Source organism: Fusibacter bizertensis, assembly GCF_029914245.1.
In the GTDB taxonomy this organism is placed as follows: Bacteria; Bacillota; Clostridia; order Peptostreptococcales; family Acidaminobacteraceae; genus Fusibacter_C; species Fusibacter_C bizertensis.
Genome location: NZ_JARYZI010000016.1, coordinates 1 through 24,552 on the forward strand (window position 1 = coordinate 1; position 24,552 = coordinate 24,552).

Below are 24,552 nucleotides of genomic sequence, written 5' to 3' on the forward strand. Positions count from 1 at the left end.
GCCATAGTTGTACTCCTTTTCGTATTTGGATTATACCAAACTATAACAAGGTGTTACAACTTTAGTTTATCAGGACAATTCACGAATTGCACAAAAAAAGAATAAATTTGATACGAAACCTTTAAAAATTGTAGTGAATTCAAATGAAAAAGATGCTATTAATAATTTAATCAAGTTATTTGATCTATATAAGGGGTTGGAAATATTAGAAAATGATATTAAGTTAATTAGTAAAGAGATTTCTGCAATTAACAGCGCAAACGAGTTCAATTATATCAATAGGATAAACAAAAGAAAATATGATCAAAATCTTAAAGATATTGAGAAAGAAAATGAGATTCTAAATAGACTAGCACTCAAGTTATCTTTGACATTTAAAGAACAAGAGTTTGATAGAAGACAGCATCTGAGTTATGAATTAAATGAACTTAGAAAACAAAGAGATATTGAAAAATCAAAGATTAGGCGATTTAATAAAAATTTAATTCAAACAAAGAGCATGGGGGAAACAACTTTCATGGCATTAACAAATTTTTTTGAAGGGGTTAATATTGATAAATTATCTAAAATAGATAGTTACCATTATTCAATCAATAATATTTTGTCTAATGAGATGAGAAAAGAAATTGAGAGAACAGAAAGAATAATTGATACATTAGAAAGTGATATAGAGATTTTAGAACAAAGTTTCATTGATAGCTCTATTGAAGGTGATATTCCAGACGATACATTTTCACCATTAAAAGATGTTATAGTTTCAATGAATGAGAAAAAAATTGAAAACGAAATATATATTAAGTTTACAGATAAGAATGAAAAAAAGAAAACTAAACGAGAGCAGTTAGAAAATAATAAAAGTACTACGATTGATCAAATTTGCAATTGTATTAATGATGAAATGATACGTATTAACTATATAATTTATAGCGATATGAAAAGACCACCAAAATTTAAAGCAGATACAAACAGTCATTTGTTGAGTTTGGAAGATAATACTGGGACTGGACGCAGCGACTCGAATTTAGTGATATTTGACTTAAGTATATTACATCTTACTAATTTACCTTTTATTATACATGATAGTATTATGTTTAAAAATATTGGAAATTTGCCAATGGTTGAAATCATTAAGTTGTATAATCTTGAAGAAAAACAATGTTTTATTGCGGTTGATGAAATTTCTACTTATGGAATTGAAATTGAAAGTATTCTCAAGGAACGAAGTGTAATAAAATTATCAGGTGAAAATGTGTTGTTTACACTAGATTGGACAGGCTATAAACGTTAGACACAAATATTCTTCTTCGTATAACACCTTATCCCCATCACTTCGCGACGGGGACACGAGGAACGTTAATGTGAAATTACGCTTCGCTTCATTTCACATTAACGGCGAGCGCCTACGGCGTTGTAAAGCAATGTGGCTAAGTGCCACATCACTTAACAACACCTTGCCAACAATCCCACTTGCGCGCTAAAGCGCACCGTGGAATCGTCGGCAAGCCGCCCGCCGTTATCTGAAACCCAAAAGTTTTCTACATGTACTGTTTGATATGATTAGACTTGATGAAATCATAGACAACTCTATATAAAAATCTAGTATAAAAAATTCTGTGATTCAAAGGGGGAATTTAAATGAGTTCGGTTACTGGGAGAATTAAGAGTGTTGAACAACCAAGAGGTGGATATATTTCAATACGTAAATTTTCGATGACTATATTTAATGATGATCAAGAATTGAGTGAAGAAAATATTCATTCTAGTTTGGTGGGATTAGCAGTTGATTACTTATTTAGATTTATGATAACTAAAGACTCGAATACATCATTTGATATTTCTTTAAAAGGTGCTGAAATTCTTGGACAATATAAAAATGCAGTAAAACTTTTAAAAAAAGTGACTGGATTAGATGATGAATCTATTGTTTGTGCATGTAAATTATCCGGGTACGATGTTTGTTATAGAGCTGGAATTTCGTCGTATAAGCCAGTTGAAGAAATTGAACCTGATAAATCTACAATTGAAAATATTCGAATAATGGTAAAAAGATGTATTCGTTTTTCAGAAAAAAATGGTCCTATAATTGAATTTGGTTTTACATTTGAAGGTGCATATACAGAAATTATTACTACTGGAGATGGAGATTTTTTGACAGAAGATACGTTGTGGGATTTGAAAGTAATAAGTAAAAAACCAAATAAAAATCAGACTCTTCAAATATTAGTGTATTATCTGATGGGGAAATGTTCAAATTCAAATATCTTTTCAAATATATCAAAAATAGGTATTTTTAACCCGAGATTAAATGAGGTTTATTGTATAGATGTTTCGCAAATTGATGATGAAATAATTAATGAAGTTTCATTAAAGGTTATTGGATATGGCGAAATTCAAGAAAAAACAGATGAATTGATCACTTTCAATCAAATAAAAGAATACACAACTAAAGAAGTTGCAGAAATCTTGAATTTGAAAACGAGCATGATATATAAGTTAATTAAAAACAATACAATAAAAGCGTATAAAAAAGGAAATAGGTATTATATATCTAGTGAAGATTTAGAACAGTATGTTTTACACCAAAAAAGATTGGCTTTATACTGGAATATTGGAATAGCAGTTTGTGCGTTGATAGTAGTTATTATGTTTATATCGCTTAAACTAGAGCTAGTTTGAATGAAGTAAAGGTCAAATTATAATTAGTAAAAAGGGCTTCAGATAACATGTTGTTCACTACATGCACAAGAAATCGGAGTATGTACACGTACGGAACAGCAGAAACTTTAGGTGAAACTGCAAGAAGAATTGGAGAATAAAATGAATATAAGGATTGAACTTGTATCTAAAGATACCTATCAAGAAATATTTGATTTTGAAAGAAAAAATAAGCGTTATTTTGAAACTATATTACCCCCTCGACCAGATGGCTATAGTCAATTTGAGTCGTTTATAAAAATCATGGACAAGTTGTTAGTTGAGCAGAATCAAGGGGAGTATTACATGTATATAATACGTGACGACAAGAATAGATTTGTCGGAAGAGTCAATTTACAAATTTACGAAAGTGAGAATGGTAAAAAAGCTGATGTGGGGTATCGAATAGATTATGATAGTCAGGGCTTAGGAATTGCAAGTCAATCAGTAAAGTCGATTGTGGAAAAAGCTTTTAATGAAATAAAAGTGATGGAAGTAACCGCTGGAACAGCAAAAGATAATATTGGTTCAAAAAAAGTATTAGAGAAAAATGGATTTAAAATAGTTGGCGAAGAGAAAAATGTATTTAAAATTAAAGATAAATGGGTAGATGGACTTTTGTATTTAAAAACAAAATAGCAGCATAAATATATGAAAGTTAAAACTGACGAGTAATTGAATGGAGATGTATTATGAATTTTGATAAGTTGTTTACTGATTATCCGTACTTAGAATCTGAAGAGTTATTATTAAAAAAAATTGAGCATGCTGATATTGATGATTTTTTTGAACTATGCAGTGATGACGAGTTATTCAAGTATAAGCCGGGAAAAGCAAAAAGCAACAAAGAAACGGTAGATAATATGATAGAACATTATGAAAGAGATTTTAACAAGAAAAAGACAATTTTTCTTGGAATATACTTAAAAAATGAAAATTCAAAGTTAATTGGACTAGGAGAAATATTTGACTTTGATAAAAAAGTAGATATAGTTACATTTGGCTATACGATTAATAAACAGTACTGGGGTAAAGGATTTGCCACAAAATATACAAGAATGATATTGGAATTTCTTATAAATGAAGTAGAAGTTAATAGAATTCAAGCGTTTGTGTTACCAGAGAACATAAAATCACAAAAAGTTTTAGAAAAATGTGGATTTGTAAAAGAAGGAACAATAAGACAAGGACAGTTCTGGAAGGATAAGGGGATTGTTGATTTAATTATGTATTCAATCTTGAAAAAAGAGTATATAAATTCATGAGAAGTGAAGATAAGAATTTATTACTTTGTATAGACTAAATGAAAGGAAACGAGTATGAATGTTTTATTAGATAGTTCAAATTTTCATGAAGAATGGGCATTTGAAAGATTTTCGAAGTTTATAGATCAAACAACGCAAATTACGGTGATACCTTTTGCATTTCATGAGGAATGGGTTAAGGATAATAATGAATGGTATGAGTGTTATGACAGGTTTGAGGGGAAGTTTTACAAAGATATAGTAAATTCATTTCTTCATTTTGGAGTTTGTGAAGCGCATATAAGATGGATCAATTATTTTGAAAATACAGCAATTGATCTTTCAGAATTATTGAAAAGTACTGATATCATATATTTTATCGGTGGATTTCCAGATATGACTATAAGCAGGTTGATCGAGCTGGATATGATGGAATCAATTAACGCATTCGAAGGTATAATTATGGGGTGGAGTGCAGGTGCATCTATGCAATCAGCTAAGTACTATATTGCACCGGATAAATACTATAAAATTTATAGTCGGCATATTGGTTTAAACCATATCAATGACTTTGCAGTTCAGGTACATTATTCTGGAGCAACTGAGCAAATTGAAAGCATGAGGAAGTTTATAAAAGATACAGGATTAAGAGTATATACATTGGAGAGAAATAGTGCAGTAATCGTCAAAGATGATCAGCTAGAGCTAATTGGGAATGCAAAAGAGTATATCGGTTAAATGCACACTATTTTGCGATATATAGTAGTTCATATAAGAAAGGAGATGTTGTAAGGTGGGGATATTAATAACGATGGAAATCTCATTATTGACGTTATACATGATACATATTAGTCTTCAATATTTTAGAAAAAGAAAAAATTTAACAAAGAGTAAAGTTGAAATTATAAAAATCAAAACATATGATTCAGACGCTTACGTGGTATCTTTTCTCTTGATCTATATCGTTTATAGGTCTTGGAGTCAACTTAATCTGATGGGAAATGAATTCAACTATTTAGTATTATGTTTTCTTATCTCAATTATTGCAATAATTAAAATTGTTGAATTGTTTAAGCCGTTGAGGATACATGAAAATGGAATATATAGTGGTAACAGATTTATAGATTGGAATGATATAATTGAGTATAGGTGGCAAGTTGTTTATACAGATAAAATTGAAAGGTTAACTGTGAAAACTAACAGAAAGACATTATTTCATCTGCTTAAAGAATTTAATCTGAAGGTTAATATAACCATTGAAAATAAGATGGAAATTGATGAAATAATTAAAGAAAAAATTGCTGGAAAATCTAATTGATGGATCTGCATATACTGGAAAATCAACGATGTAAAAATTATTATCTCAAAGATAAAAATTGATATATTTAACAAGAGCTTAGGTGAAAACAACAAAATTGAGACTATTAGAGGTTTAAAAGATTTTTTATCCTGATTGCTTTAATTAATATCTATCTATATTTTAAAATGAGTAGATTTTTTATCAAGTATCAAATTCTATGGATACAGGTGTGTTGGATCACTTGGTTCAATGATGAGTCTCAGTGCAAATGGAGAAAATATGAAAATTGCAGTCGTAAATTTTAATTCAAAGAAGAATGTCGATCATAATATCGCTAAGATGAAAAAGTATATATTTGAAGCGATTAATAGTAATGTGGATTTTATCATATTTCCAGAATTATGCTTAACAGGCTATCAACATTATATGAATAATCCTTACGTTTTTAGTAAAGTGAAGTTTGAGCAAGTTGTTGAAGAATTTATCAAGATTGCAAGTAAGTATAGAATAACTATTTGTTTTGGATCACCGTATTTTGAAAATGATAAGGTTTATAATGCAGCAATAGTTATCAGTACTGATAAAACGGTGAAGGGTTATAAAAAAATACACTTATATGGCATTGAACATAAATTATTTTCAAAAGGTACCAATCCAGTGATTTTGGAAACAGTGTTTGGTAAGATAGGCTTTGGAATTTGCTATGATACGATTAGTTTTCCAGAACTCATCAGATATTATGCGCACAATGGTGTGAATCTTTATGTTAATCTCTCTGCGATTCAATTGTCCACTATTAAAGAATCTAAAGATTATATAAAACGTGCATTAGAGTACCATGTTCAAAGTAACGGTATATATATTGCGAGTTCCAATGTATCTGGTACACAAAATAGAGAAAAGTTTTTAGGTGGTAGCTGTGTTGTTGGCCCAGACCATTTAAATGAAATACCAGTTCATTATTATTGTAATTCAAAGCTCTCGATGAAATCTGAGTTATTTATCGCTGAAGTAAACTTAAATGAAAACTTAAGATTTATATTTGATGGGAATCGATTTAATAAGATTCCTGATTTTAATATAGATTTATACAGATCTTGGTATACATGATTAAATCACAAAACATATAAGGAGTACAGACCATGAAATCAATTAATCTAAGCAACATCATGTGTTCACTTATCGTAGGCGTTGCAGTTATAATTGGTGCTATTATACTTCAATATCCAAGTAGTATCACAGATACAAAAATGGTAAATAGCGAAGAGGTTACTCAAATGAATCCTTTGATGACAGTAAAAGAAACGGCGGAATATTTGAATTTAACCTAATCACAAGTATGGATCATCATCAATGCTGAAGCATACAGTGAAAACATAGGTATGCGGTTTCCTGCAGTAAAAATTTATAAGGCTACATATACAAGTACTATTGGGCTAGTTGAATGGTTGCAAGACGCAGCTGTTCATTCAAAAGAATTTAATTAATTTTAACCGATTTTATTTCATCCAGTAAGTGTGAACACAAACCAAGGAGTAAATCATATGAGAAAATCAAAAATCTTGATGTATATGTTTTTATTGATTTTTATTAGTTCAACAATAGGGTGCGACAATAACATGGCAAGAACGAATCTAACTCAGTCAGTTGAATCTTCTGCAGTAAGTGATGAGATACCTGAAGTGTTAACTGAGGCCGTTACATATGAAATAAAAACAAAGGGTTCACTTAAGGATGGTGGAATCACGACCGGTGATGGTATTTATCAAGAGGGTGAGTTTGCAACTATTGAGGCAATGACATCTGAGAATTATCAATTTGTGAGTTGGTCTTTAGGTGGTGAAGTAGTCAGTACAGATCCAATCTACAAATTTTTAGTTAAAGAAAATCAACAATTAACGGCGCGCTTTGAAATTGCAAAATTAATGAATGATCAGCTTTATGAAGCCATATCAAACGAGATAACAAACTATGAAATCATCGTCAATGTGATTGACGATTCAAATGCAGACTTACTTCTAAAAAACAAAACTACGGATGAAACAAAGAAACTTCTTACACTAACCGATTGCGTAAGTGAACATTATCATTTCAAAGAAAGTCACAATGGAAATATTTATTTGATAAGAAGGATTGGCGATATTGATACGGAGTACTGGACAGATGAGCTTTGGCGATATAGTTTAGACAATACAGTAACGAAGCTTTTTACAATGAAAGGGCTAGATTTTAGAGTTAGTCCAAACGAGGCATTTATAGCAGCACAAGAATATACAAATCGATTAATCATTCTTGATGCGAATGGACAAATATTAAAGGATTACACAAACGAGGATTTAACAGATGTTGAATTTAATGAGAGTACATTTACTGAGTTACTAAAATGGTCAGACGATAGCAGTACAATGTGGGGATGTCTATCAACACCTATTCCACTTTATTTATTTGAAATTCAAACCAGCAATTGGGAAGTGATGGGCTATGATTTAACTGTATTGCCAGTAGGTGATGAGCATGACCTTAATCCAAATAGTCAATTATATGTATTTAGCAATCTACCGATGATAGTAGATGTTTATTCGATGAATGAATTAGAAGCAAGTAAAAAAGAACTAAATTTGTACCTCTACAATCTTGAAATTAAGGAACTTAAAATTTTAGATACTTCTGTAGCAAAATCTTTTAAGCCAGTTTGGATTGGTCTTGATACTATAGAATATGATGACCCAGAGAGTGATAATAGAATTAAATTTACAGTGAACTATCATTAGAATCAAAAAAAATATAAAATTGAGTAAACGAAAGTAGGAGACTAAAATGAACTATTCAAAAGTGAGCTTAGAAGATTCGGACATAGAACAAATTTTATTAAAACTTTCAAAGTGGCACAACTTAACACCAAAGATATGGACTGAAAATTATGTGGCATCAGATGAAGACATAAAAGAGACCATAGAGAGAATTAAAAGTACAAAAAATTCTGACTTGTTTCTTGGGATCGCACGTGATGAGGATGATATAACTGGATTTATATGGGGACAAAAGCAAGAGAATCCTGAAAACAGTGTAATGATTCAATCGTTATATGTTGAAAAGAGATACCGTAACATCGGAGTAGCAAGTAAATTGAAAAAGAACTTTGAAGTATGGTGTCAAAGCGAAGGTATAAACTCAATAGTTACGACAGTACATTATAAGAACAAAAACATGCTTGAATTAAATCGAAAATTGGGCTATGAACCCGGAATGGTATACATGCGAAAAAAGTTAAAGTCAAAATAAAGTGAGGTGCATTTACGTATGAAAATTGAAAATGTAATTGACAAAGACTTTAGAGGTGCTATATCCATTAAGAAAAATAAAGAATCGGTTTTTCAAAATGCATATGGCTACGCGGATCTACCAAATGAAATTCGCAATGAGATAAACACGAGATTTGCAACAGCCTCAGCTGGAAAAGTTTTTGTTGCTGTGGGAATTTTAAAGTTAGTAGAAGAGGAAAAGCTTTCTCTAGATGATACAATTGGTGGTTTGGTGGACTTTGATTTAAACAAAATTGACAAAAGTATCACAGTTAAACAGTTATTAAATCATACATCTGGTATTCCAGATTATTTTGATGAAAGCATCATGGATGAGTATGATGAACTCTGGATTGACTTTCCAAACTACAAGATCAGAAAATCCAGTGATTTACTGCCACTTTTTATAGATAAACCTATGATGTATGGTCCAGGGGACAGATTTAAGTACAACAATACAGGTTTTGTCGTGTTGGGATTAATCATCGAGAAAGTGACAGGTCTTCCTTTTGACACTTACTTAAAAGAACAAATTTTTGACCCGTGTGGTATGTTAGATACTGGCTATTATGAACTAGATAGATTGCCAGCAAGATGTGCGAACGCCTATATTTTTGATGAAGTGAGAAAAGAATTTTATACCAATATTTATAGCGTTGATGTGAAAGGTACTGGCGCAGGAGGTGCCTTTACAACCGTCCTAGATATAGACAAATTTTGGGAAAATCTAATAGATGGAAAACTAGTATCTAAAAGTATGGTTGAACAAATGCTGACTGTTCAAAGCAGTGATGATGATACCTTTTATGGGTATGGTATTTGGCTTTCAAAAAATGATGAAGATAGATATATCCCTTATTTTCAAGGTAGTGATCCAGGTGTGAGTTTTATATCATCGTATGATATAAAAAACAAAACAAGTATTACAATAGCCAGCAATTTTGGTGATAATGTTTGGAAACTTCGAAGAGAGTTAGGAAGTATATTATGAATGTTCATAATGAGGATATGGTTGCACCTTGTGGTATAAACTGTACATACTGCTATGTGCATCATAAAAAGAAAAAGCCATGTACAGGTTGCAGGCAAAAGGATGAAACTAAACCAGTTTCATGTCAAAAATGCAAAATCAAAGCATGCATCAATCATAAAAACATCGTATTTTGTTACCAGTGTGTTGATTTCCCCTGTGTGCTGATCAAGAGATTAGATAAAAGTTATCGAACGAGATACGATGAATCACTGATAGATAATTTACAAGTAATTAAAGAGCAAGGAATAGACGCACTTTTAAAATCAGAGCAAATCAGACTTAAATGTCCAAACTGTGAAGGTTACCTTAACATACATGATAAAATCTGCTTTAAATGCGGAAAGCAATTTAAATGAAAAATATAGATGACGGGTATTAATACCATAAAAGTTATTTTTTTTTCAGAATATTTAATCGATAAATGTTTACTATGATATAATTATAATAGCTGTTATATTTTATGTAATTAAGAGGGATGTTAAACATGACAATTAACGGAAAGTTGATAAAACTGTTACCTTACACGAGAGAACGATGTCATGAGATGTACAGTCATTACACATCAGATCCTATGATGACTGGGTACGAATTTGTTTATGATCATGAAATGATCGATGCTATGTTTGATACAAAAGTATGCGATCAATCTAGAAGATACTTTGCAATCACGAGAGACGATCGAACCATAGGAGAAATTCAACTTAAACACATCGATTTTGAAAAACTTTATGGAACGCTTAGCATAGTCTTAACAGATGATTCTGTGAAGAGCAAAGGCTATGGTACTGAAGCGGAATCTTTGGTTTTGAAATATGCTAAAGATGAGCTTGGTCTTAAAACAGTGTTTGCCGACACTGTAAAAAGAAACGTGAGAAGTAAACATATCCTTGAAAAACTTGGATTCGTGTATATGCATAGCGATGATATAATGGATTATTTTAGATGTGATTTTTATAGTTAATGAACAAATAAGCGCGTAGATTAAATGGAGGGAAATATGAGAATTGATATCGTACAAACTAAAGATGCAGCCTTATTAGCAAAGCTCAACAAAGATGTTCAAAGATTACATCATGACATCGAACCTGATATTTTCAAGCCATATGATCATGAGCAAATGACTGAGTTATTTGAAAAAGCATTATTATCAGACGAAGTCACAGCGTTCATCGCTAAAGTAGACGACATACCAGCTGGTTATATGTTGCTTGCACATAAAGTATCTGATGCCAATGGGTTTAAGTACAGAACGGAAACGCTTCATATTGACCAGATTTGTGTGGAAAATGCATATAAAGGCAAAGGTGTTGGAAAATGCTTAGTGGATTATGCTAAAGAAGTTGCAAAAATTAAAGGTATTAAACGTATTGAAATGAACTACTGGACGAAAAACACAAACTCAGGCGAATTTTTTAGAAGCCAAGGATTTAGTAATTTTAACGAAAGACTTTCCATTGAAATCTAAGGAGTTTACTATGATAGAAGATAAGAGAGATATATTAAAAAATAACAAACCTTTTGAATACAGGCTATTAAAGTATCAGAAAGCCCAGATTTATCATGAAGGAAAAGCTATAATGATTATTTTGGGGAAGGATTATGCAAAGCTTCTGAGTAACATAGCAAAAAACGACGACTATGCACTACAACTTTTCATGGCAAAAGTAACCGGACAATTTAAACATGGTAATGAAAAAATTGCAAAGAATAAATATAAAGGGAGATAAAATATGTTTAGACACAAAAAAACTAATGGATACATAATCATCTCAAATGTAATATTGTTTATTTTATTTACAGCCATTGCTCTTTTTGGAGTCGGTGATTTAGATTGGGATAAAGCAAAACGCATAGTAAACAAACGATTTTTCAGTTGATTTTCAGGAAAACATTTGTTAATTTATTAACGTAAATACAGGAGGTTATATGTCAAAAAATGTGATTGTATTTTATTCTAAAGATAACAACACACGTACTGCAGCCAAACTTGTATCAGAAAGAATTGAAGCACAAATTGTAGAATTAATTGAAACTAAAAAAGGTAACTTCATACAAGCACTTAGGAAAAAAGGATCAAAACTTCAAGGAAATCCATGGGATGAGATCAAAGATGCAGATTCAATATTTTTGATGTTTCCAATATGGGCGAGTAATGGTGTCCCTGCAATGAATGCATTTTTAGACCATGCTGACTTTAATGAAAAAAAAGTTTCCATTATTACATTACAGCAGTTTGAAGATTTGCGTAATAGCGGTAAAGTCCATGATTATGTTCAAAAACGAGTAGAAGATAAAGGTGGTAAAGTAGTTTATAAAAAAGCATTGCTAGGTGGAAAGATGAACCACTATGCTGGTGAACCTGCTTTAAAAGTTGAAGTCGATAAACTGAAATTTAATTAATTCATACTGCAATATAACAATTTAATAAGCCATCAAGTTCAAAGGAGAAGTTAATATGATCAGAGAAAATTATAAAAGAAAACAAAAAAATGGAATACTATATATTATTATGGGTCTATCATTTGCTTTTATAGGAGCAGCTTGTATGCTGTTGATGGCACTAACATCCATTAACAGCAATAGCTTTAGCTTAATCTCAAAATTATTTTTACTGATCGGTTTACTTATTGCTATATATGGCTACAAGATGATGACCTTATTGCGTATCAAAACAGAAGCTGATAAGAAAAGAGAAATGGTAGATAAAGATTTAGACATTGAGCTACAGAAACTAGACAAATTAAGAGAAGATGGTATTATCTCTGAAAAAGAATTAATGCTGAAGCGGAAAAAAATAATGGACACGCGTTGGGGGTAAGATGATAAATATAGCTTTGTCACATATGATTATCGAGCAAACAAAAAATTATCAGCACCGTATTAAATATAATCCAGCCAGTAATTCATTTACTGAAACTGATCGACTTAGTTTGTTTTTTGAAAGAGGATGTCCATATCCATACGGATGGATCGAAGAATCTGGAACCCCTCCAGAGTACCATAAAGATGTAATCTTAGTATCAGATCTAGAATATGAACTTGGCGATAGATTAGAGGTAAAACTTATCGGTATTTTTAAAAGAGCAGATGGGGATCATAAATGGGTAGCTGTGCCAACTCATCGTACTGTAGATGATCTTTTTCAACTCAGTGAAGAAGAACTAAATCACTTGAATAAACTTTATCCTAGTATTGGTGAGGGTGAAGGTTGGTTTGGTATTCTTAGTATTGTCAGGTATTAAATTTAAAGCTAATAAAGCGTTGATTTGATTTTTGATAGCGCTTACAATATAGAGAGAAAGCATAAATTATTTCTATACTGGGGAGGAAATATGACTTATAAATTTAGAAATATCGTGATTTGCATATCTTTAGTATTTGTTATTTTAGGACTTGGCGGTTGTTCAACCAAAGAGAAAAACAAATGGACGATAGAAGGTAAGGAAGTTTTATTGAACCAAGCTGAAGGCAGCATTACATATGATAATGAAGTCTACAAATATTCAAGATCAAATAACGCAATCACAATCACGTATCCAAACCAAATGATATATACTGAAACATATAATAATTCAGGAACTTCTGTGAGTACATGGTCTGCACACCCTAGTTTAGCTGCAGGATTTATAGACATTACAAGCTATGGTTATTTAAGTGAACGCGTCATCATTGATACAGTCCTTAAGTATTCTAGTGAAATTGACCCAAATTCAGGAAACTCCCTAAGTGGAAGATCACCTTTGTTAGGGCTGTTCATCATCTTAATTGGTGCCATAGTTGTAGCTTTTCCTAAAGCTTCTTGGTATCTCAATTATGGATGGCGCTATAAAGATTCAAAGCCATCTGATGTTGCAATCGTAGTTCAAAGAGTTTCAGGTGGCATAGCGATAGTAGTGGGGCTTATTTTAATCATTGGAAGTTAGGACTTTGAAGTGGGGTTGGACTGAACATGTTCAAGCACTTTGGAAAGCAATTTTCTCGGAGTGGTTTCCAAGTTCGGACTATGAAGCAACTACAGGAGCCAGAACAGAAATGTACTATAAAACCAAGGGTGCGAATGAGTTTAAGCTTTCTTCATCAATTATCCTTTATAATTTCTCTGCTTCATGATAGAAAAATCTTTTGACTTTAAGGTTAAAAGATTTTTTTTGTTTTTTGAGTTTCAAATGTATATGATTTACAACATCTTTTCTATTATAATAAAAGCACTTCGTTTCGTAACCGATGTTACGACAATCATTCTCAAATAGGTATATGATTAATCTAGAAGATAAATTAGTTTTAAATGCGAGGTAAATATGAATGTAATTTATTCCAGTGTTACAATCTATGATCTACTGACCTTATATCCAGAATTAAAAGATGCGCTTTATGAACTCGGTTTTACAGATATCGTAAAGCCAGGAATGATAAGTACAGTTGGAAGAATAATGACACTTTCAAAGGGGTCAAAACTTAAAAAGATAGCCATGAACGATATAGCACTAAAACTTGAAACGTATGGTTTTGAATTAAAGGAGGACTAGAATGAGTGAATTTATCAACAATAGAGAAAAAAGACAAGAACAGCTAAAGGGCTTGATCAAAAAATTACATGATGGTGCAACCGTAGACCAAGTAAAAGCAGAATTTGATGCGTTAACAACAGGGATTACTGCTATAGAGATCACCGAGATGGAGCAAGCACTTGTCAATGAAGGCATGCCAGTTGAGGAGATACAAAGACTTTGCGATGTTCATGCTTCTGTCTTTAAAGGATCGATAGAGGATATTCATAGAGAAGAGGGTATTAATTTTGATGGTTTTGATGAAGGACACCCAGTTCACACTTTTAAAAAAGAAAACCGCAAAATCGAATCAACTCTTGAAGAAGTTTTAAATTACCTCAGTGATTATACTGAAAATCCAATAGCATCAAAAGTTGAAAAGCTCAAATTTAGTTTGATTAAACTATCTACGATAGATTTACATTATAAGCGTAAAGAAAACTTGCTTTTTCCATATATGGAAAGATACGATATTACTGCACCTCCGCAGGTTATGTGGGGCGTTGATGATGAAATTCGAGCAGACCTTAAAACGTTGATCAAACACTTAACACTAGAAAAACCAGACGTTCCTGAGGTAAACCAATTGACGAGGAAACTTGTAGACAGTGTCAGTGAGATGATTTTTAAAGAAGAAGAAATTATGTTTCCTATGGTTCTAGAAAAGTTTACGCAAGAAGAGTGGCAAGAGATTGAGAAAGCAAGTGCTGAGATTGGTTACACCTTATTGCCTGTTGTGAAAAGGTGGCTTCCAGTGACAGCAAATACTATTCCTGATTTAGAAAATAAAGCGCAAGAAGTAAAAAGAGAATTAAAAGATGAGCATATGATGAAAACAGTCACTGAAAATGATGAAGATGTAGTAATCAATAGAATTAAAAAAGATGCACAAACTGTTATTCCATTTGATGCAGGAAGTTTGACATCACTTGAAGTCAATGCGATTCTAAATACAATCCCATTTGACATGACATTTGTAGATGCAAATGATCGTGTCAAATACTTTACACAAGGTAAAGAGCGTATCTTCGATAGACCCATCACCATCTTAGGAAGAGAAGTAAAACACTGCCACCCACCAAAGAGTGTGCATATTGTAGAGAAAATTGTAGAAGATCTAAAAAGTGGTGCAAAAGATAACGAAGACTTCTGGATTAGGATGGGCGAGCAGTTTGTTTATATCAGATATTTTGCAGTTAGAAGTAAAACAGGTGAGTTTCTTGGCACACTTGAAATCACACAAAATATTAAACCAATCACCGAACTTGAAGGTGAGAAAAGACTGATGTCAAACTGATATGATACTGATAACCTTATAAAGCACTTTTAGGACATTTTGTTCTAGAGAGCCTTATAAGGTTTTTTTATTGATTTTATGAGGCAATCTACTTTTCCGTGGTAAGTTTGAAACCCCAGTCAATTATGATAAAATAAAGAAAATGAAACAAAAAACAAAGAACCAATGTCAAAGTGTATTGACTAAGTGATCAGGGAGGTAGTTTCATGGATTTTGAAGGAAAAGTATGCATCGTAACGGGTGGTTCAAGTGGAATTGGAAAAAATATCTGTGAAAGCTTTTTAAAAAAAGGTGCTAAAGTGATTAATCTTGATATTATAAAGCCAAAACTTGAACAAAATGACAAATACGAGTATATCGTTTGTGATTTAAAGGAGCAATTAGAGATTCAGACAGCGATCTTACATATTACTGAGAAGTATAAAAAAGTGGACTATCTCATTAATAACGCTTGTTACAGTAACCGAGGCTTATTATCAACCTGTGATGCGAAAGCTTTCAATGAAGTGCTTCAAGTGGGGGTAACAGCGCCATATCTTTTGACGCAGGGCTTTGCAGGTTTGTTTACTCAAAAGAGTGCCATTATAAATATCGCCTCAACAAGGGGAATGATGTCTCAAGCGGATACGGAGAGCTATTCCGCGGCTAAAGGTGGTATCATCGCTCTGACGCATGCTTTGAGTATTAGCTTATCTGGAAAAACGCGTGTCAATGCCATCAGCCCAGGATGGATCGATACAAATGATAGCATGTTAAATCCAGAAGATCATGCACAACATCCAGCTGGAAGAGTTGGTGTACCCGGTGATATCAGTGAGATGGTGATGTTTTTATGCAGTGAATCTGCAGGCTTTATAACGGGTCAAAATTTTGTGGTTGATGGTGGTATGTCAAAGCAGATGATTTACCATAACGACCACGGATGGAAATTTCAATCAGAATCATAATATGAAAAGGCGGTGAACAAATGCCATTTGAAATCATAAGAGCAGATATAACGACTCTAAAAGTAGATGCAATCGTCAATGCAGCAAACACTTCGCTACTTGGCGGGGGTGGTGTTGATGGTGCAATTCATAAAGCGGCTGGACCTAAGCTTCTAGAGGCATGTAAACCACTTGGTGGATGTGTCGTAGGGCAGTGCAAACTTACAAAAGGGTTTGACCTTCCTGCTAAATATGTGATACACACCGTTGGACCAATATGGCAAGGTGGCAATTCTGGCGAGGGTGAACACTTATTATCTTGCTATGCTACAGCACTTGAACTAGCTAAGGACAGAAAAATAGAAAGCATCGCATTTCCTCTAATTTCAACAGGTGCTTATGGATTTCCCAAGGATCTAGCAATCACGATAGCTAGTAATGTCATCAGAAACTTTTTAATTGACAATGATATGATGATCTATCTAGTGGTATTTGATAGGGATGCTTTTAAACTTTCTCAAAGTAGACATGCATCTATAAAAGCATATATAGACGATCACTTTGTTGATGAGCATCATGATCATAGAAGGCAGTATAATAGTGTAGACGATGAGGCGTTTGTTACCTATAGTATCAATAAAATGATTTATAAAGAAGCGCCAGATAAATCAATAAAGAAACAACGCAGTTTAAACGATGTTTTGGATCAACTTGAAGATACATTTTCAGAGCGTTTACTTAGATGGATCGATGTGAAAGAAAGAACCGATGTTGAAGTCTATAAGCGTGCTAATATTGATCGCAAACACTTTTCAAAGATTCGTGGAGACAAATTTTATAAACCAAGCAAAGCAACAGCGATAGCCTTTGCAATAGCACTAGAGCTCAATAGAGACGAAACTGACGATTTATTACTCACTGCTGGATATGCGCTTTCAAATAGCAACAAATTTGATTTGATCATAAAGTATTTTATCGAAAAGCAGATCTATGATTTATATACGATTAATGAAACCCTATTTGCCTTTGAACAACCACTACTTGCATAAATGTCGCTTTTGATGCGACCATCTGCTCCTATATACATGATATCCTTTAAATAGAGTTAGCGAATAACATCTTATGCTGAAATTAAAGGAGGCTATATTATGAAAAAGGGATTAACAGAACTAATCTTTATCTTAGATAGAAGTGGTTCAATGTCAGGACTTGAACTTGATACCATAGGTGGCTATAATGCTATGCTTACTAAGCAGAGGGCAGAAAATGGCGAAGCAGTCATTACAACAGTGTTGTTTGATGATAATTATGAACTTTTACATGACAGAATTAACCTTAAAGGCATCAAATCATTAACATCGGAAGAATACTTTGTAAGAGGTACAACAGCACTACTTGATGCAATTGGGAAAACCATTCAGAAGATTAAAAATGTTCAAGAAAACACACTAGAAGCAGAAAAAGCGGAGAAAGTTTTGTTTGTCATCACCACAGATGGACAAGAAAATGCAAGCTTAGAATACACATATGATAAAGTTAGAATGTTGATAGAAAAGCAAAAACGTGAGCATGGCTGGGAGTTTATATTTTTAGGTGCAAATATTGATGCGGTTTCTGAAGCACGTAAATTTGGAATTGATAGCAGTAGAGCGGCTAGGTTTAACAATGATAGAGAAGGTATCCAGCTAAACTATGAAGCTGTAAGTGAAGCTATCAGTGAACTTCGCTCAGATAGTATAATATCTTCAAAATGGAAAAGCAGTATTGAGAAGGACTACCAGACCAGAAAACTGTAAAGTGAAAACTGAAAACCTAAAAATTAAAAATTGAAAATTGAAAATGACAAAAAGAAAGAATTGTTGTAATTTTCTAAAAACTTATTGACAACTTACACGAGAAGCGTTAATATCATATACAATAACCAAAACGATACAAAATACAGTATACAATGCAATAAGGGAATTAGTTTATCACTGTTTCAGTTTTAGAGAGCCGATGTTTGGTGTAAATCGGTACTGAAGTGAAAGACGACTCACTCCTTAGCAGCAGTCCCGAACAGAGTCTAAGTATGAAAGTGATTTCTAACTAGCCTTATGTAAGGATTGACGGGCCGTCCCGTTACAGACGTAGGATTTAATAGAATCCGATGAGTGATCTCTATTTGTGATAGAGATAATTAGGGTGGTACCACGTGGCATATTCCTCGTCCCTGTAAGCGCAAAGCGCATACAGTGACGGGGTTTTTTTATTAAGACACAACTACCTTGTGACAGAATCAGAGGGCTCGATGCCCGAAGATTTTCAAAAGAGTCACAACTACCTTGTCACAGATACCTTCACATGGCGAAATAATAAAGGAGAAAAAAGCGATGAATAGGATCAAGATATTTGACACTACTTTGAGAGATGGAGAACAGTCACCAGGTTGTAGTATGAACTTAAGAGAAAAGATAGATGTAGCTTTGCAGCTAGAGCGTCTGAAGGTAGATGTGATCGAAGCTGGTTTTGCTATAGCATCCTTAGGTGATTTTAATTCAATTCGTGAGATTTCTAGTGCAGTTAGAGATGTTACCGTTGCCAGTTTATCAAGAGCAATCCCAAAAGATATCCAGACGGCATATGAAGCGGTAAAAATTGCGAAAAGGCCTAGAATTCATACTTTTATTGCAACTTCTGATATTCACATGACCTATAAACTCAAGATGAAACCTGAGGATGTTTTGTTAAGGGCAACTGACATGGTTAAGTACGCTAAGACTTTATGTGAAGACATTGAGTTTTCTGCAGAAGACGCTTCTCGTACTAGACCAGAATTTTTATATCGTATACTAGAGTCCGTTATAAAAGCAGGAGCAACTGTGGTGAATATACCAGATACAGTTGGTTATACAACGCCTGACGAATTCTATCGTCTCATCAAAGGTATCAAAGAGAATGTCTCCAATATCCACCGCGCAGAAATTTCGGTACACTGTCACAACGATCTTGGTCTTGCAGTTGCTAATTCACTTTCGGCGATCAGTGCGGGCGCTTCTCAGATCGAGTGTACGGTTAACGGTATAGGTGAACGCGCAGGAAATGCCGCTTTGGAAGAAATCGTTATGGCGATTGACACGCGGAAAGATTTTTATCACATGACGACTAACATTGATACAAAACAAATCTTTCATACCAGTAAATTGATCAGTAAAGTTACAGGTAATAGAGTTCAAAATAATAAAGCGATTGTCGGTGAAAATGCATTCGCGCATGAATCTGGTATTCATCAACATGGTATGCTTGCCAATTCAAGTACTTATGAGATTATGACGCCAGAGTCCGTGGGCATAACTAAAAACAATCTTGTTTTAGGAAAACATTCAGGTAGACATGCCCTTTTAGAACGCATAAATACACTAGGATATCAATTATCCACAGAGAAACTGGATGATATTTTTACTGAGTTCAAATTATTAGCAGACAAAAAGAAAGTGATATATGACCGAGATATAGAGGCGTTGATACAAGAAAAAGCAGGAAAAATTGAGAATGCATATAAATTAAGTCATTTTGTCATCAATTCTGGGAATACGATTACTGCCACTGCAAATATTATGCTACTTAAGAATAATGAAAATTTTGAAGCTGTCTCACATGGTCATGGGCCAGTGGATGCGGCTTTTAAAGCTATAGAAAGTATCATAGGGGATCGCTTTGAGCTTGAGGACTACACACTTCAGTCTGTGACCGAGGGTGAAGATGCTCTAGGAGAAGCCATGGTAAAGATCAAGTTTGGTGAGGGGATATGGAACGGCTATGGACTGAGTACAGATGTGATAGAAGCGAGTATAGAGGCGTACTTAAATGCAATTAATAAAGGACTGCATTTTGGAGAAGATAAGGAGGCGTTAAAATGGGCATGACAATGACACAGAAGATTCTAGCTGCACATGCAGGATTACCTACGGTTAAAGCTGGACAACTGATAGAAGTATCACTTGATTTGGTTCTTGGAAATGATATAACTACACCTGTAGCGATTAAAGCTTTTGAAGAAATGGGAATCAGTGAAGTATTTAATCGAGATAAAATCGCGATAGTACCAGATCATTTTACTCCAAATAAAGATATAAAGTCTGCAGAGCAATGTCAGATGATCAGAAAATTTTCAAAGGCTAAAGGGATTGTAAATTATTTTGAAGTGGGTGAGATGGGAATTGAACATGGTCTTATCCCAGAAAAAGGGCTTGTTGTACCTGGTGATGTGGCAATAGGCGCTGATTCTCATACCTGTACATATGGGGCCTTAGGTGCTTTCTCAACGGGTGTAGGAAGTACCGATATGGCAGCGGGGATGGCAACTGGAAAGGCTTGGTTTAAAGTGCCTACTGCGATAAAGTTCAATCTTCATGGCGCACTGAAAGGATGGACAAGCGGAAAAGATGTCATCTTATATATCATAGGTCTTATCGGTGTAGATGGTGCACTATATAAATCAATGGAGTTTTGTGGTGAGGGTATTGCAAGTTTAACTATGGATGATCGATTTGCGATGACCAATATGGCCATAGAAGCGGGGGCTAAAAATGGTATTTTTCCAGTTGATCAACAGACGATCGCGTATGTTGAGAATTATGCAAAAGCCACGCGTCCTTACACTGTTTTTGAAGCAGATGACGATGCAGTTTATGAACAAATTATCGATATACATCTAGATGATATAACTTCAGTTGTTGCTTTTCCGCATCTTCCTGAAAACACACGAAACATAGAAGCTGTGGGCGATGTTGCTATAGATCAAGTTGTGATTGGCTCATGCACCAATGGTAGAATTCAAGATCTTAGAGAAGCTGCGGCAATTTTTAAAGGGAGAAAAGTTGCTAAGGGGGTAAGAGCAATTGTCTTTCCTGTGACACAGCGCGTTTATTTAGAGGCATTACGCGAAGGGCTAATAGAAACGTTTATCTTAGCTAACGTTGTCGTAAGTACACCAACTTGTGGGCCATGTTTGGGCGGCCATATGGGTATCTTAGCCAAAGGCGAACGTGCACTGGCAACTACGAACAGAAACTTTGTAGGAAGAATGGGACACCCTGAGTCGGAAGTATATCTTGCAAGTCCTGCAGTTGCAGCAGCCACAGCAGTTAAAGGCAAGATCACTAACCCAGTTGAATTAGTTAAAGATAATGAGACACGTCTATATGAAACAGTAGGAGGTAGGATATGATTGTAAGTGGAAAAGTTTTTAAGTATGGTGATAATATAGATACAGATGTGATCATTCCTGCGAGGTACCTGAGCACGTCAATCCCAAGTGAACTTGCGAAATATTGTATGGAGGATATTGATGCTCACTTTGCAAATTCAGTTGAAAAAGGCGATATTATTGTTGCAAATCATAATTTTGGCTGTGGTTCATCACGTGAACATGCCCCTATCGCTATTAAGGCATCAGGGATATCGTGTGTTATCGCAAAAACATTTGCACGAATTTTTTATCGTAACGCCATCAATATAGGTTTACCAATCATGGAATGTGAAGCTGCAGTGGAAGCCATTGAAGCAGGCGATAAAGTTGAAATCGATTTTATAACAGGTGAGATAAGGAATTTAACAAAGAATGAGTCTTATGAGGCGAGCCCTTTTCCTGAGTTTATCCAAAATATTATTTCACAAGGCGGCTTAACTTTTTACACACAAAACCAGCAATCAGCTCAGATCAATCAAAACGATAAAATGAAAGATGACGTGTATAGAAAAGAATTGAGAAATTATAAGATAGCAGTATTACCAGGTGATGGCGTTGGTCCAGAGGTAGTTAGTGAAGCGGTAAAAGTATTAAAACATATTGGCAATCGCTTTCACATAAACTTTGAGTTTATTCAAGATTTAATTGGTGGCGCAGCTATTGATCAGTTTGGAGAAGCTTTGCCAGCACATACGCTTGAGACATGTAAACTGAGTGATGCCGTGTTGCTAGGATCAGTTGGAGGACCTAAATGGGATGATTTAACAGGTGAAAAAAGACCCGAAAAAGCATTACTAGGTCTTAGAAAAGGATTAAATCTCTATGCAAATATACGCCCTGCAATGATGTATGAATCTCTTAAAGGTGCATGCCCTTTAAAATCTGAACGCATCTCAGATGGTTTCGATATATGTGTTGTTCGTGAACTCACAGGTGGTATATACTTTGGAAAACGAGGAACGAAAGTCAATACATCTGGCTACGACGAAGCCTATGATATCGAGTCTTATAGTAGTGAAGAGGTACGAAGAATTGGGATTGAAGCATTTGAAATTGCAATGAAGAGAAAAAAGAAAGTGATAAGTGTAGATAAGGCAAATGTTTTGGAGAGTTCAAGGCTTTGGCGGAAAGAAATGGACATTTTGTCAAAAAAATATCCTGAAGTTAGTTTAGAACATATGTATGTAGATAATGCTGCGATGCAGCTGATTAAGTCACCTAGTCAATTTGACGTTATTGTGACATCAAATATGTTTGGGGACATACTTTCGGATGAAGCGAGCATGCTCACTGGTTCAATAGGGATGCTGCCTTCTGCAAGTTTAGGAAGTACTAAGAAAGGACTGTTTGAACCAATACATGGTTCTGCGCCAGATATAGCAGGTCTAGATATTGCTAATCCCATCGCTACTATTTTATCTGCTGCTATGATGTTAAGGCACAGTTTTGGCTGTGATCTTGAGGCAGGTACAATTGAGAAAGCCGTAGAAACAGTTTTAAATTCAGGTTTTAGAACCGTGGATATATTTGAAAATGGAAAGAAGTTAGTTGGAACAACTGAGATGGGCGATTTGATCGTTAAAGCGATAGAGTAAGTGAAAAACCTCTGTATTTGATTTTTTAGATTGTCAAAAAAAGGGTATAGGAGTACAAGAGGTGGAAAAATGAAAACAAACTTAGCATTTGATTCTAAAATGGAGTCTGATTACAGGATAGATAAATTTGAGAGTGACTTAAATTATATTAGAATCATGCTAGCTTTGTGTGTTTTACTGTATTCCTCTTTTGCTTTAATTGATATTCAATTAAAAATTCCAGAAGCAAATCTTTTTCTTTTTATTCGGTTTATACTGGTCAATCCATTTTTCGTAGTTGGGATTATTTTGTCTTATCATAAATCTTTTTATAAATTTCATCAGATAATATTGGTGATTGATTACCTAGCAGCAGGTTTTGGAATTATCGCCATGTTATTACTGGTCCCGAACAATTTTAGCTATTATGGTGGTTTGTTCCTCATTTTTGGCGTAGGTCATTTTTTAACACGAATTTATTGGCAATATGCATCAGTCGCTTCATATAGCATGGTGTTAGGCTATTTGATTTTGGCATTTTTTTTCAGTGATAACTATAAGTTGAATTTGATTTATGTCTTTTTTTACAGTAGCTTTATTTTCATCTGTGTCTATGGTTCCTATACATTTGAAAAATATAGAAGAGATAAATATTTACAGACACATAATCTGCGTGATGATAACGTTATTTTAGAAAAAGAAATTTATGATAAGTTAATAGAAATTGAGAATGCAAATCGCATCACTATTTTTTCGTTGGCGAGGTTATCAGAATCTAGAGATCATTTTACGGGTGATCATATAGAGCGGGTTGGTGCGCTTTGTTTAAAAGTGTCCCAAGATTTGCCTACATCAATATTTGAAGTTAATGAGATTGATAGAGACTTATTTATTGAGTCAATTGAACTAGCAAGCACACTTCATGATATCGGAAAAGTTGCAATTCCAGAACATATTTTGATGAAGCCAGGTAGACTGAGTGATGATGAAATGGCCGTTATGAAAATGCATACAACCTATGGTTATGATACACTTGTAAAAATCAAGACGCTGTACGAGAAAAACAATTTTATAAATATGGGAATTCATATATGCAAATACCATCATGAAAAATTTGATGGAAGTGGTTATCCGGATGGATTAAAGGGGAATGAAATTCCTTTAGCAGCAAGGATAGTTGCTGTTGTTGATGTGTATGATGCTCTTGTAAGTGAAAGACCATATAAAAAAGCTTTTTCAAAGGAGAAATCTCTAAGTATTATTAGAGAGGGTTCTGGTACGATGTTTGATCCCGAAATCGTAAAAGTTTTTTTAAAACTATTTGATGAAGATCAATAGTTTGGTTTATAAAAAGAGATGATATATACCTTGTTTGACATGAACTAGATTCTCTTTTAGACTATTAAGT

Annotated in this window: 29 protein-coding genes, 1 pseudogene and 1 other annotated feature; all 30 genes and pseudogenes read left to right on the forward strand. The window is 33.8% G+C overall.

From position 1 onward, the window contains the following. Positions 1-133 precede the first annotated feature (133 nt). The 30 genes and pseudogenes from QE109_RS16335 (at position 134) to QE109_RS16480 (ending at position 24,482) form a co-directional block, all read left to right on the forward strand. Entirely contained in the window at positions 134-1,288 is a 1,155-nt protein-coding gene (locus tag QE109_RS16335) for a DUF2326 domain-containing protein (protein WP_281095627.1), read from the forward strand. A 347-nt stretch (positions 1,289-1,635) separates the two neighbouring features. Then, a complete protein-coding gene (locus QE109_RS16340) occupies positions 1,636-2,676 on the forward strand; it encodes a helix-turn-helix domain-containing protein (RefSeq protein WP_281095628.1) in 1,041 nt (346 codons plus the stop codon). Positions 2,677-2,817: 141 nt separating this feature from the next. Continuing rightward, a complete protein-coding gene (locus QE109_RS16345; RefSeq protein ID WP_281095629.1) occupies positions 2,818-3,333 on the forward strand; it encodes a GNAT family N-acetyltransferase in 516 nt (171 codons plus the stop codon). Between the two features lie 53 nt (positions 3,334-3,386). Then, positions 3,387-3,959, forward strand: coding sequence for a GNAT family N-acetyltransferase (locus QE109_RS16350; RefSeq protein WP_281095630.1), 573 nt, complete (start codon positions 3,387-3,389; stop codon positions 3,957-3,959). Positions 3,960-4,013: 54 nt separating this feature from the next. Then, positions 4,014-4,676 (forward strand): Type 1 glutamine amidotransferase-like domain-containing protein, encoded by a 663-nt coding sequence (locus tag QE109_RS16355; RefSeq protein ID WP_281095631.1) that lies wholly within the window; start codon positions 4,014-4,016, stop codon positions 4,674-4,676. A gap of 100 nt (positions 4,677-4,776) precedes the next feature. Then, the gene (locus QE109_RS16360; RefSeq protein ID WP_281095632.1) at positions 4,777-5,256 is read left to right on the forward strand and encodes a hypothetical protein; all 480 of its coding nucleotides are present in this window, start codon (positions 4,777-4,779) and stop codon (positions 5,254-5,256) included. A gap of 261 nt (positions 5,257-5,517) precedes the next feature. Further along, positions 5,518-6,348 (forward strand): carbon-nitrogen hydrolase family protein, encoded by an 831-nt coding sequence (locus QE109_RS16365; protein ID WP_281095633.1) that lies wholly within the window; start codon positions 5,518-5,520, stop codon positions 6,346-6,348. A gap of 32 nt (positions 6,349-6,380) precedes the next feature. Next, positions 6,381-6,569 (forward strand): hypothetical protein, encoded by a 189-nt coding sequence (locus QE109_RS16370; protein WP_281095634.1) that lies wholly within the window; start codon positions 6,381-6,383, stop codon positions 6,567-6,569. 213 nt (positions 6,570-6,782) lie between these two features. Continuing rightward, positions 6,783-8,009, forward strand: a complete 1,227-nt coding sequence (locus QE109_RS16375; protein WP_281095635.1) for an InlB B-repeat-containing protein — start codon at positions 6,783-6,785, stop codon at positions 8,007-8,009. Between the two features lie 46 nt (positions 8,010-8,055). Further along, complete coding sequence (locus QE109_RS16380; protein WP_281095636.1) at positions 8,056-8,520, forward strand: GNAT family N-acetyltransferase; 465 nt, start codon at positions 8,056-8,058, stop codon at positions 8,518-8,520. A gap of 18 nt (positions 8,521-8,538) precedes the next feature. Continuing rightward, complete coding sequence (locus tag QE109_RS16385; protein WP_281095637.1) at positions 8,539-9,531, forward strand: serine hydrolase domain-containing protein; 993 nt, start codon at positions 8,539-8,541, stop codon at positions 9,529-9,531. Then, positions 9,528-9,929: a DUF3795 domain-containing protein gene (locus tag QE109_RS16390; protein ID WP_281095638.1), complete on the forward strand. Its 402-nt coding sequence runs from the start codon at positions 9,528-9,530 to the stop codon at positions 9,927-9,929. The genes QE109_RS16385 and QE109_RS16390 overlap by 4 nt, the downstream gene beginning before the upstream one ends. A gap of 128 nt (positions 9,930-10,057) precedes the next feature. Further along, complete coding sequence (locus tag QE109_RS16395; RefSeq protein ID WP_281095639.1) at positions 10,058-10,534, forward strand: GNAT family N-acetyltransferase; 477 nt, start codon at positions 10,058-10,060, stop codon at positions 10,532-10,534. A gap of 36 nt (positions 10,535-10,570) precedes the next feature. Continuing rightward, positions 10,571-11,038, forward strand: a complete 468-nt coding sequence (locus QE109_RS16400) for a GNAT family N-acetyltransferase (RefSeq protein ID WP_281095640.1) — start codon at positions 10,571-10,573, stop codon at positions 11,036-11,038. A 10-nt stretch (positions 11,039-11,048) separates the two neighbouring features. After that, entirely contained in the window at positions 11,049-11,300 is a 252-nt protein-coding gene (locus QE109_RS16405; protein WP_281095641.1) for a hypothetical protein, read from the forward strand. A gap of 199 nt (positions 11,301-11,499) precedes the next feature. After that, entirely contained in the window at positions 11,500-11,973 is a 474-nt protein-coding gene (locus QE109_RS16410; RefSeq protein WP_281095642.1) for a flavodoxin family protein, read from the forward strand. 55 nt (positions 11,974-12,028) lie between these two features. Continuing rightward, positions 12,029-12,391: a hypothetical protein gene (locus QE109_RS16415; protein WP_281095643.1), complete on the forward strand. Its 363-nt coding sequence runs from the start codon at positions 12,029-12,031 to the stop codon at positions 12,389-12,391. A 1-nt stretch (position 12,392) separates the two neighbouring features. Continuing rightward, positions 12,393-12,815, forward strand: coding sequence for an inorganic diphosphatase (locus QE109_RS16420; protein ID WP_281095644.1), 423 nt, complete (start codon positions 12,393-12,395; stop codon positions 12,813-12,815). Between the two features lie 90 nt (positions 12,816-12,905). After that, positions 12,906-13,496, forward strand: coding sequence for a hypothetical protein (locus QE109_RS16425; protein WP_281095645.1), 591 nt, complete (start codon positions 12,906-12,908; stop codon positions 13,494-13,496). Positions 13,497-13,500: 4 nt separating this feature from the next. Further along, the gene (locus tag QE109_RS16430; protein ID WP_281095646.1) at positions 13,501-13,683 is read left to right on the forward strand and encodes a GyrI-like domain-containing protein; all 183 of its coding nucleotides are present in this window, start codon (positions 13,501-13,503) and stop codon (positions 13,681-13,683) included. A gap of 188 nt (positions 13,684-13,871) precedes the next feature. After that, positions 13,872-14,099, forward strand: coding sequence for a DUF1858 domain-containing protein (locus QE109_RS16435; protein WP_281095647.1), 228 nt, complete (start codon positions 13,872-13,874; stop codon positions 14,097-14,099). A gap of 1 nt (position 14,100) precedes the next feature. After that, positions 14,101-15,417, forward strand: coding sequence for a DUF438 domain-containing protein (locus QE109_RS16440; protein WP_281095648.1), 1,317 nt, complete (start codon positions 14,101-14,103; stop codon positions 15,415-15,417). A 206-nt stretch (positions 15,418-15,623) separates the two neighbouring features. After that, positions 15,624-16,364 carry an SDR family oxidoreductase gene (locus QE109_RS16445; RefSeq protein WP_281095649.1) on the forward strand — a complete coding sequence of 247 codons (741 nt, stop codon included), beginning with the start codon at positions 15,624-15,626 and terminating at the stop codon, positions 16,362-16,364. Positions 16,365-16,384: 20 nt separating this feature from the next. After that, a complete protein-coding gene (locus tag QE109_RS16450; protein WP_281095650.1) occupies positions 16,385-17,392 on the forward strand; it encodes an O-acetyl-ADP-ribose deacetylase in 1,008 nt (335 codons plus the stop codon). A gap of 99 nt (positions 17,393-17,491) precedes the next feature. Then, positions 17,492-18,139 (forward strand): vWA domain-containing protein, encoded by a 648-nt coding sequence (locus QE109_RS16455; RefSeq protein ID WP_281095651.1) that lies wholly within the window; start codon positions 17,492-17,494, stop codon positions 18,137-18,139. A 148-nt stretch (positions 18,140-18,287) separates the two neighbouring features. Further along, positions 18,288-18,557, forward strand: a binding site (T-box leader). Positions 18,558-18,694: 137 nt separating this feature from the next. After that, positions 18,695-20,245, forward strand: coding sequence for a 2-isopropylmalate synthase (locus QE109_RS16460; RefSeq protein ID WP_281095675.1), 1,551 nt, complete (start codon positions 18,695-18,697; stop codon positions 20,243-20,245). Further along, the gene (gene leuC / locus QE109_RS16465) at positions 20,236-21,549 is read left to right on the forward strand and encodes a 3-isopropylmalate dehydratase large subunit (RefSeq protein WP_281095652.1); all 1,314 of its coding nucleotides are present in this window, start codon (positions 20,236-20,238) and stop codon (positions 21,547-21,549) included. The genes QE109_RS16460 and leuC overlap by 10 nt, the downstream gene beginning before the upstream one ends. Then, positions 21,546-22,010 (forward strand): annotated as a pseudogene (leuD, locus tag QE109_RS16470) (3-isopropylmalate dehydratase small subunit); the annotation flags it as partial. The gene leuC and the pseudogene leuD, both read left to right, overlap by 4 nt. A gap of 75 nt (positions 22,011-22,085) precedes the next feature. Beyond that, the gene (gene leuB / locus QE109_RS16475; RefSeq protein ID WP_342637170.1) at positions 22,086-23,165 is read left to right on the forward strand and encodes a 3-isopropylmalate dehydrogenase; all 1,080 of its coding nucleotides are present in this window, start codon (positions 22,086-22,088) and stop codon (positions 23,163-23,165) included. A gap of 69 nt (positions 23,166-23,234) precedes the next feature. Beyond that, on the forward strand, positions 23,235-24,482 hold the full coding sequence (locus QE109_RS16480; RefSeq protein WP_281095653.1) for an HD-GYP domain-containing protein: 1,248 nt from the start codon (positions 23,235-23,237) through the stop codon (positions 24,480-24,482). The last annotated feature ends 70 nt before the right edge of the window (positions 24,483-24,552 follow it).